Origin of the sequence: Stieleria neptunia, assembly GCF_007754155.1 — a bacterium.
Classification (GTDB): domain Bacteria; phylum Planctomycetota; class Planctomycetia; order Pirellulales; family Pirellulaceae; genus Stieleria; species Stieleria neptunia.
Window position 1 is genome coordinate 9,361,710 of sequence record NZ_CP037423.1, and the last position, 9,746, is coordinate 9,371,455.

Below are 9,746 nucleotides of genomic sequence, written 5' to 3' on the forward strand. Positions count from 1 at the left end.
GCCCATCGCATCGCGACGAACAAAGAATTGCCCCGCCCATTAGCCCCCTACAACAGCGTGTCGCCCAAGAACTTGGCCGTGTCGCCCTGGTAAAAGTAGTTCAGATGGTGCACCGTTTTTGACTGGCCGAAATCCATCACCCGCGAGTCGGGAATCTTCACATCCGCGGCCAAATCGATCATCGAGGGTGTATCGACGACCAGATCGTTGGCACCGTCGAACAACACATCCGCCGCCGCGTCCACCAGGCGTTCTTTGCGAAACATCCGCCAAAACTTCCACGCCGGATCGCTGGGTTGGAAATCGGATCGAACGGCATAGTAGCGATCGGTTTGCGGCGACGGGGTTTCCAGCAAGCGAAGCAATTCGGGATTGTTGCCGACCCGAGACATGCCGAACAAACCCGGGACCATGGCCATCGCCGCATCGGCCACCGGCGTTCGTGCGGCCAGATTGGTGATCGACGTGACCACCCGCAACATCGCTTCGACGACCGAAAAGACAGGCATGGCCAGCGCGGTCAAACCCGCGGCGGCTTGCAAGGCCCTGGAGAACTGAGTCAACAAGTGAATCGTCTCACGAATATTCGGCGGTGCGGCCAGCCCCGTTCCCGCCAACGGCGACCCGACAAAAATCGACTTGTCGCATTGCCGGCCCTGCGGGTCAAACGTTTCACACCACCAACGCGAAACCAGACCGCCGCGGCTGTGACTGACCAAGTGGATTTTGGCGTCACTCTCGCCGATCACACGCTGCAGATCCCAGGCGTTCAAGATCGGCCCGACCGAGAGCGTCGGATGATCGAAGGTGAAGACATTGCCGCTGTAACGGCGAAGGGCTTGATCGAGAAACTCGCCGCCGTGTTCGTTCTCTTTGTCGAGCAATCCGGCGATCATGTTGTCACTGTTGCTGAACGTCCCGTGGACGAAGATCAACACGTCGCCCGTGGCCGGAAAACTCGCCGGCTGAAGCGTCTTGGTTTCACTGTCCAAACGCCGCAGACCTCGATACGGCGTCAGTTTCTCGTCGCGGCTGCTGAGAAACTGCGTGATCTTTGATGGCGGCAAACGCTCGAATTCCAACTCCAAGGTTTCGAACGCTTCGCGGCTCTTGATCGTCGGCGCGCCGCGAAATCGACCGAGATCGGGCGGCAGCGCGGTCACGTCTTCCCAGTCCAGGATGCCGTCGTCGTCGACCAATTGCAGGCGAACCCGCGGCGGCAGCGGCCCGGAGGGTGCCGCCGCTTTGGTCCGAATCCGCGTCCGATCGGGCCGCTGGACCAGCGGCCGGACCTGACTGCTGCCGGCGGTTGCCGAGCGCGCGATTTCCAGAAATTTGCCGTCCATTGTTTTGACCTGTCAGTCGACGTGAGACTCGGAAAAGCGCAGCGGCAGCGGTGTGACACCGTCGTCGGCGCGGGCGCTGACCAAATCGATCATGGCCCGAAAGGCACGACTGCGTTTTTTGTAGAAGTGCGCGCGGCCCTCGTCAATCGCAGCTGCAAAGCCTTTTCCACGCGTCAACGCCACCGTCTCGATCGGCACCAATTCGCCCCGATCGACAAACCCTTTGATCTCGGCATAGGTCTTCGGCCCCGACACCCATCGCTGCAACGCATCGTCACGCGGCATCTCGCCGTCGGGCGACCGCGCCGGTATGTCGTCGGTGGCAACGTCCAAAAATCGTTGATGCGCCTGAAAATCCTTCCAATAGCCGACGAACACATGGCCGTGCAACAAAAACAAAACGGGATGAACTTCGATCCACTCCAAACACGACGCCATCACAATCGCCAAGTCGACACAAGTTCCGAAGCCGCCGCCGATGGTTTCCCCGGGCGTCCGCAACCGCTGAGTGAATTCGGCGTAAGAGGGCGGCGGATTGATGTAACGCAGCGTGCTGCCCAGCAACAACGCCGCCCAAATTGATCGCACTTGTCGATCCACGCCCGCCCAGCACTCGAGCCCCGAAGCGAACCCGTCGTAGCTTTGATAGCCGTCAAAGCCGGCACCGACCTGATCTTGCAAACACTGTAAATAACCCTGGGCCACATCAATCGTTCGCGCGACCGCCGGATCACGCGGTTGCACGAACGATGGTAGCCAACCGAGTTGAGAATCGTCCAAGGTCCACTGGTCGATCGGCGCCAACCAAACCGCATGCGTGTGGCGGTAGAGCACTTGATCGTGCCAGCGCAGATCGACGAACAAACTGGTCTGGATCCGCTCGTTGATCGCGCGAAACAATTCACCGGTCAACGGCAGCGTCACGCGGTCGGCCAAGTCATAGCGATAAGCTTCCATGTCTAATCTCAGCCGCGACCGAAAGGGATATGAGTCGACGCCGACATGCAATTGGACTTCCAATTCCAGATCATCGATCTGCGTGATCGCTTCCGATTCGGAGTGGTCCGGATGCAGCCGCAGCGTCAGTTGCTCAAAGACGCTTTGGCCGTTGTGCAGCGAGGAGTAGTTGATCTGCTGCTTGGGTCGGACAGAAACCTGGACCAGGTCGCGAATGCAAACGCGCCGCGGATCAGCCGCACGCGGCCTGGCGGAATACCGAGTCAACGGTCGCGTGGTGGTCGCCCCGATGCTCAAGCGGTTCTGCCCGGTTTCCCCCGTGGCTTTCGAGACGAGCGAATCGGCCGACCACAACACGATGCTGCTGCCACGAATCCGTGGCCGATAGGCGGCGATCGATTCCCATCCGCTGCAAAACGCCGCCAGCAGATTCCACTGGGAATCGGCGTAAGCACGATAGAAATGCAGAAAGAAGATCTCCGCAACGGCTTCATCAAACGTGTGTTGAAACCCGATCGCGGCGCGGGCGCCGGCGTGGATCGTCATCGGGGCCAATCGCGCCGCCGAGTCCCAGCAATGAAAACCGACCAGCAACGGATTGGGTGAACCCCGGTTGAGCAACCGCGCGATGACTTCGGCACGATACTCCTTCGCCTCCGCGGATGGATCGGCCAAATAAAGCCCATCGCGGAGTCCTGACAAATTGCCGCCGAGTCGTTCCCGGCCGCTCCGATTGTCAAAGCCGGTGACGTGAACGACGTCCGGCGACACGGATTCGATTTCCTCACCGAGTTGTCTTTCGGTCGGATTCTCCAGCACCCCGGTCGTCTCCGGACTTAACGCCCGCAACCCTCCGGTGACCAATTGACGCTGGGCCGAAAAATTAAAGTGCCGCGCGAGCTCCCCCGGCGCCGTCTCGATCACGACCAAACGTTTGGGCGTCCGCTTGCGTTTGCGACGCCCCGTTTTCAGATGCCGCACAACCAAAATGGCTTCGTTGTCGCGATACGGTTTGGTGGCCGCGGCCAGCACGTATTCCCAGGGCAGAATCCTGGCCTCCCAGAATTCATCCACCGGGGAATCGGGAACGGAAACCTCCACGATCCCGTTTAATCGCCGCAGGTGTTTGGCGGTCACTCCCAACCCGCGAAGCTCACGCTGCAGCCGAACCGTCTGTCGCTGCCGGGCCGCCGGGTCGTCGGCCCAACGATGCCGTTGGCGAACGACATAGTTCCAACGCATCGCAAACGCCTGCAACGGCGGGCCGCAGCGGATGCGACACACCTCCGAGTCAACCGTGCGCAAGACGACGCTGGACATCAGCTTTCCTGGTTTCGGATCGATCGCACGTCCACGGGCCGGCGATCAGTCTTGGAAAAACGGGTTCACCATGCTGCCATCGGCGGCGCGACGGGGCGTTTTGGTTTGCTCATTAGACGGTGCAACCGGAGCGAGCTGTTTCGGCTTGGCAAACGACTGCGGCGTGACGGTGGATTCGGAATTCCGCGTTTCGGTCACCGCCTGCTCCGATTCAAACTGGACCTCTTTGATTTCAGGGATCTTCGTCTGATCCAACGTTTCAATCTGCGAATCGAGTTCTTGCATCTGTTGTTCCATCTCCGCCAGCATCTCATCGACGCTGTGAATTTCAGCTTGGGAGCCCTTGTCGGGGTCCGGAACCATCGCCAACAGAGGAATGATCGCAAAGATAACGACCACGAACGATCCGATCACGTTCAGGATGAAATTGACGATCCAGATCCCGAAGGCGCGGAACAGCCCGCAGTTTGCGACATGCGCAATCATGTAAAGCGTCACGAAAAAGGTCAGTGGGATCGCGATCAAGGCGCCGAGCTGCCCGAGCATGTCCTGTACCGCGACAGCAATGAAGCCATTGACGAAATACATCGCTACCAACCATCCGCAGCAAGCCAAGAATCCCGGCGAAGCGTTGCCAATCCAATGGATCGAAAGTTTCAGAGAGCCGGCCGCCAACACAACCGTTGTCAGCAAGATCCCTGCAATCACCGCGAGGCTGATTGCTCCGAGTGCTAAGAATTGTTCTACGCTGATGGTTTCCATGGTTGCGATTGCCGGCATGTGATTACGGACGGATTTCCACGTCAGGTCGAAAACCGTAGCTCAGCAATCGCAGGTCGGGATGGACATCGCAACCGCCCCAGCGGTGGACGGCGTAAGAGGTTCAAGAGGCCGTCGGAGCAATCGTCAGGACCGGAATGACGGGCAACGCGGTGAAGCAGTTTTTAGCGGCAGGGCGCGAGCCCTCCGGTCGTTCACGGTGTTGTTGATGCGCGACCGGACGGCTTGCGGGCTGTCGGTTTTGTCGGGATCTGCTGAGTCAATGGTGAGCCGCTGGCCGTAAGGCCTCGGGCAGCGTCGCAGTGCCCGGCCGCTTACGCGTCGCGGCTCACAAAATCGACAGCCCGCTCGCGCCGTTCCGCGAACACGTCGTCAATCTCGGGGCATCCACGCCGTCGCGATCCGGCTCAACCCAGCCGCTCGATCAGTGCGGTCGACAACTCATCGATCTTGACCCGTGTCTGCTCCAATGTGTCTCGATCGCGAATCGTGACGGTCTTGTCGCTCAGGGATTCGCCATCGACGGTGATACAGAACGGGGTGCCGGCTTCATCCTGTCGTCGGTAACGTCGGCCGACGGCGCCCTTGTCGTCGTAGAACACATTCATGTGCTGTTTCAGTTCGCCGTAAATCTCTTGCGCGACTTCGGGCATGCCGTCTTTTTTGACCAGCGGAAAAATCGCGGCTTTGATGGGGGCCAAACGCGGATGCAGTTTCATCACCGTGCGTGTCTGCATCTGCCCCTTGTCGTCGGGCGCTTGATCTTCGGTGTAGGCTTCACAGAGGAACGCCAACACGCCGCGATCGGCACCGGCGGACGGTTCGACCACGTGCGGGATGAATTTTTCGTTGGTCGCTTCGTCGCGGTACGACAGGTCTTTGCCGCTGCCACGATACTTGGGCTTGCCGTGTTCGTTCAGTTCAACCTGCATCGGCTCGCCTGCGGGTGAATTGGGATTCAACTTGCCTTCCATGTGGCTTCGCAAGTCGAAATCGCCACGGTGGGCGATGCCTTCCAATTCACCGTATTCACCCGGCGGCAAGAACGGAAACGCGTATTCGATGTCGGCCGTCCCGACGCTGTAGTGCGCCAGTTCCGCCGGCTCGTGCTCACGCATGATCAACGAATCGCTCGACAGTCCCAGTTCGGTGTACCAGGCCATCCGGCGGTCGCGCCAATAACGGTACCAGGCTTGCGACTGATCCGGCGGACAGAAAAACTCGATCTCCATCTGTTCAAACTCACGCGATCGGAACGTGAAATTCCGCGGCGTGATTTCGTTGCGAAAACTCTTTCCGATCTGGCCGATGCCGAACGGCACTTTGACGCGAGAGGAATCCAGCACGTTCTTGAAATTGACGAAAATACCTTGAGCGGTCTCCGGCCGCAGGAACGTGGTGTCGTCCTCGCCACCGAGCGCGCCCAGGGTCGTCTTGAACATCAAATTGAACTCTCGCGGCTCGGTCAGCGTGCCGAGCGTTTTCGCATCGGGGGCCAGCACCGAATCGGTGTCGTCGAGTTTGTCCAACGTCAACGATTCATCGGAAATCGTCAGCTCGTCCGCGTTCTTGGCACGCAGCTTGAAAAACTTCATCGCACGGCGACGGACCTCATCGAATTCCTGCTCGACTTCGGCCAACGTGGACACGAAAATCTTTCGGTCGCCCCGTTCGCACCAGCGTCCACGGACCTGGTCGAATCGATATCGTTTTTTTGATTCGCGACAATCGACCATGTGATCGTGGAACAAATCGTAGTGGCCGCTGCACTTCCAAACTTGGGGGTGCATGATGATCGTGCAATCCAGCCCGACCATTTCAAAGGATGCCGGAGCGCCCGGCGGCGTCACCAAATCGTTGTGGCCGCGGATCATGTCCTGCCACCACGCTTCCTTCAAATTGCGTTTCAGTTCCACCCCCAGCGGACCGTAGTCCCAAAACCCCTGGACACCGCCATATATTTCGCTGGATTGGAAGAGGAAGCCACGTCGCTTGCACAGCGACACGATTTTGTCCATCGATTTCATGGTCGGAAGGATCGAAACGTTGGTGGAAAGGGGGGGAAAGGACTCGAATTGGGAGAATGTACGTGCAATGCGTGACTTGCGGGAGGTCAGCTTCGCCCCCGCCGAGCGGTTTTGGTGGGGTCTGAGCCGAAAAAGGGTCAAAAAATGGAGGGGTCAAAAAATGAGAGCAAGGTCAGTCAGCGAAACGTCTGCCGCGGCGCCGCAGATTCGATTGGCCCCGCTCAGGCCGTGGCCGCTCTGCCCCCATTTTTTGACCAGCCCATTTTTTGACCAGCCCCCGCAGCGACCAGCTTGAGCGTCAATGAATCGCGGTGGGACGCGTCGGCACGCCCTTGCCCCTTTCCAATGCCACCTGCGGGGCAACATTCAGAATGAGGCCGAAAAGATCCGGTCGATTTCCGACGCGGGCCCGTCTTCGTGAAGCATCGAACCGTATTGCAGAAAATTCTGGTGCAGCTTGAAACAGCGTGTCAGATCATGCTGAATATGGCTGGCCCCCGAATCGCACAAATAGCGATACAGATAATCGCGATAGTCGGGATGGGCACAACGTTCGATGATCTTCAAGGCGCGTTGTTTCGGAGCCAGACCACGCAGGTCGGCCAGCCCCTGCTCGGTGACGATCACTTGAACGGAGTGTTCGCTGTGGTCGATGTGGGTGCACATCGGGACGATCGCCGAAATGCTTCCGCCCTTGGCGACCGACGGGCACATGAAGATCGACGTGTACGCATTGCGCGTGAAGTCGCCACTGCCGCCGATTCCGTTCATGATCCGCTTGCCGCAGACATGGGTTGAATTGACGTGCGCAAAGATATCGACTTCCAGCGCGGTGTTCATCGAAATGATCCCGAGCTGTCGCACCGCCGCGGGATTGTTGGAAATGTCTTGCGGGCGGAGCACCAGCCGCGAGGAGAAAAAGTCGTGCTGCTCGTCGAGCTGTTGCATCTGTTTCGGCGAGAGCACCAACGCACAGGTGCTGGCCCCTTTCAGCCGACCTTGCAACATCAATTCGAACGCCGAGGACTGCAGGACTTCCGTGTACATGGTGAAATCGGGCAGATCCGGGTGCTCGCCGATCGCTTCCAGAACGGCGTTGGCAACGTTTCCCACCCCGCTTTGAATCGGCAGGAATTCGCGGGGGATCCGGCCGCAAGCGATTTCAGCGGCAAAGAATTCGGCGACATGACGGGCGATGGCCTTGTTGACGTCATTGGCTTCGGTAAAAGCCGTCGCTTCATCCGGCTCGTTCGTTTCGACGATCCCGATCACTTTGTCGGGGTCGACGCGTGCGTAGGGTTTGCCGATCCGCTGCAGGGGATGATCCAGATCGATGGCGGGGCGATACGGGGGGGTCTTGGGGATGACGATATCGGACATCTCCGCGATCCGCCGAGACTGCCCGCGATTGAGTTCGATGATGACGTGTTCGGCGGAATGCAAAAACGCGGGGGAGGCACCGATGGAATTGGTCAGATAGACGCGTCCGTCGGCGGTGATCTCGGACGCTTCGATCACCGCAAAATCGATCTTTCCGAAAAAACCGAACAGGGTGAACTGGGGAACGTCCGACAGGTGCATGTCGACGAAGTCCACGTCGCCCCGATTGATTTGGTCGCGAAGCGTGCGTGAAGATTGATAGGGCGCGCGCCAGCGGATCGCCTCGGCCTGGGCGAGCGTTTCGTCAAGACTGCGGCCGGTCGAAGCCCCCGTCAGCACTCGCAGCGCATACGGCAGCCCGGCGGAGTGGTCCTGTCGCGCGCGACGGGCCAGCGCCTCCGGCACGGCTTTGGCCGCCCCCGCCGGAGTGAAACCGCTGAATGCCACCATCGCCCCGTCGGGGATCAGGCCGGCCACCTCGTCAGCCTCCAGGACGGGAAAACCTTCGTAGTCCACTGAATCAGCCCCCAGTTCCGCATTGTGTTGGAAATCGGCAGACTCGAACGGAATCCAGGGATGCCTTCAATCAAGGATGCCTTCGATCAAGCCCGAAAACTCACCCACGCCGTTCTCATCACGCGGCGCTCACGGTGCTTAAAAAGCTAGGCCACGGAGATTCAATAGATCGGTCGCCCGCGGGTTTCAATCCAATTGGGCGGCGCGAGGGTTCGGAATGTGCCGCTAAGCACCCGCGACGTAAGAGCAGAAGACGCCGACGTTACCGATCGCCGACAGGGGGCCTCCCTCTCAGCCACCCATTTTTTGACCCACCCGCCAAGTTGCCGAGTCCGGACGTCGGGGCCGGTGCGCTGAATCCGCCCACTTGGGGATCGGAACCCTGGCGACGTTTCAGACGTTGATCGGCAGAACGTCCGGCGGACGCCCTAGTACCGCGAGGTGGTCGGATAAGGCAGCGGGGTGGCGATCTGGCTGTTCGCGTTGGTGCGGGCGGCGTCCAAATTGGAGTTGATTTGGCGGCTGAGCGCCGCGACGCGTTCGGCGATCATCGGTTGGGTGTTGTTGAGCGCCAAGGCCCGCTGGTAATTCTGCAGCGCCTGGGGCAGATCGCCATCGGTTTCCCGCAACCGCGCCAGCGCCAACCAGGCTCGGGAGTTATTGGCGTCCAGCTGAACCGCGTCTTCCAGATACTTCAGTGCCGTCTGAGACTCGCCGGCCTCCTCGTACAACCGCGCCAATTCCACCCGCGGTTCCGACGCCGTCGGATGATTGGACGCCCAATTTTTGACCAACGCGAACGCACGGTCCGGACGGCCGGTGTCCATCAGCAGCACGGCCAACCCTCGATGGCACTCAATATGGTTGGGGTCGTGATCGAGACATTGGTTGTAAAGCGCTTCGGCATTGCGAAACAACGTCTCGTCATTCCGCTGGCTGGCCAGCCGATGCGTCGTGGCGGCCAAGTTGTAATAACCGTCTGGATTGCTCGGATCCTCCGCCACCACCTGCTGAAATTGCTGCAGCGCCGCGGTGTACTGCCCCTGCTGGTGAAGCTGGGCACCCAAGACGTTTTTTCCACTCGCGGTCCAGCTGCATCCGGCCGATGAAAGGACTGGCAACAGCGCCAGCAAAAGAATCGCTGCGCGCCGACGGGTGAAAAATCGACATCCGGAGCAGGAGCCGCCGCCTTGATGGGTGGCTTTCTGTTCAGATTGAAAAGTCATTTAACTGCCATCCTGACATGTTACGACCGCACCTTCAGGGGGGATCTACTCAGACCCGCCGGAGGCATCGCGGTCCGAAGAGCGTCGCATTGTGCAGGGGAACCCTATCAACACGCGCCGAAACCACGCAAGAGAGGAACTTTCGTGCCGCAAACCACGTCGAACGGGGCACGCGTGAGCTCGCAATGCCAATC

7 protein-coding genes are annotated in these 9,746 nt (G+C 59.6%); 1 reads left to right on the forward strand and 6 read right to left on the reverse strand.

Annotation, left to right across the window (positions count from 1 at the left end; all coding sequences use genetic code 11):
- Positions 1 to 47: 47 nt before the first annotated feature.
- From Enr13x_RS32725 to Enr13x_RS32735, 3 genes are read right to left on the reverse strand one after another with little or no spacing between them, the layout of a single operon-like run.
- Complete coding sequence (locus Enr13x_RS32725; RefSeq protein ID WP_145391086.1) at positions 48 to 1,346, reverse strand: esterase/lipase family protein; 1,299 nt, start codon at positions 1,344 to 1,346, stop codon at positions 48 to 50.
- Positions 1,347 to 1,358: 12 nt separating this feature from the next.
- Positions 1,359 to 3,623, reverse strand: coding sequence for a hypothetical protein (locus Enr13x_RS32730; RefSeq protein WP_145391087.1), 2,265 nt, complete (start codon positions 3,621 to 3,623; stop codon positions 1,359 to 1,361).
- A gap of 45 nt (positions 3,624 to 3,668) precedes the next feature.
- Positions 3,669 to 4,211: a hypothetical protein gene (locus tag Enr13x_RS32735; RefSeq protein ID WP_231743917.1), complete on the reverse strand. Its 543-nt coding sequence runs from the start codon at positions 4,209 to 4,211 to the stop codon at positions 3,669 to 3,671.
- Here Enr13x_RS32735 and Enr13x_RS39215 point away from each other — a divergent pair.
- A complete protein-coding gene (locus Enr13x_RS39215; RefSeq protein WP_231743918.1) occupies positions 4,198 to 4,407 on the forward strand; it encodes a hypothetical protein in 210 nt (69 codons plus the stop codon). The genes Enr13x_RS32735 and Enr13x_RS39215 overlap by 14 nt on opposite strands.
- 403 nt (positions 4,408 to 4,810) lie before the next feature.
- Here Enr13x_RS39215 and Enr13x_RS32740 read toward each other — a convergent pair whose 3' ends face one another.
- From Enr13x_RS32740 to Enr13x_RS32750, 3 genes are all read right to left on the reverse strand, one after another.
- Positions 4,811 to 6,421, reverse strand: a complete 1,611-nt coding sequence (locus Enr13x_RS32740) for a glycine--tRNA ligase (protein ID WP_145392825.1) — start codon at positions 6,419 to 6,421, stop codon at positions 4,811 to 4,813.
- Between the two features lie 375 nt (positions 6,422 to 6,796).
- Positions 6,797 to 8,326, reverse strand: coding sequence for a succinate CoA transferase (locus Enr13x_RS32745; RefSeq protein ID WP_231743919.1), 1,530 nt, complete (start codon positions 8,324 to 8,326; stop codon positions 6,797 to 6,799).
- Positions 8,327 to 8,754: 428 nt separating this feature from the next.
- Positions 8,755 to 9,552 carry a tetratricopeptide repeat protein gene (locus tag Enr13x_RS32750; RefSeq protein ID WP_145391089.1) on the reverse strand — a complete coding sequence of 266 codons (798 nt, stop codon included), beginning with the start codon at positions 9,550 to 9,552 and terminating at the stop codon, positions 8,755 to 8,757.
- Positions 9,553 to 9,746: the final 194 nt, after the last annotated feature.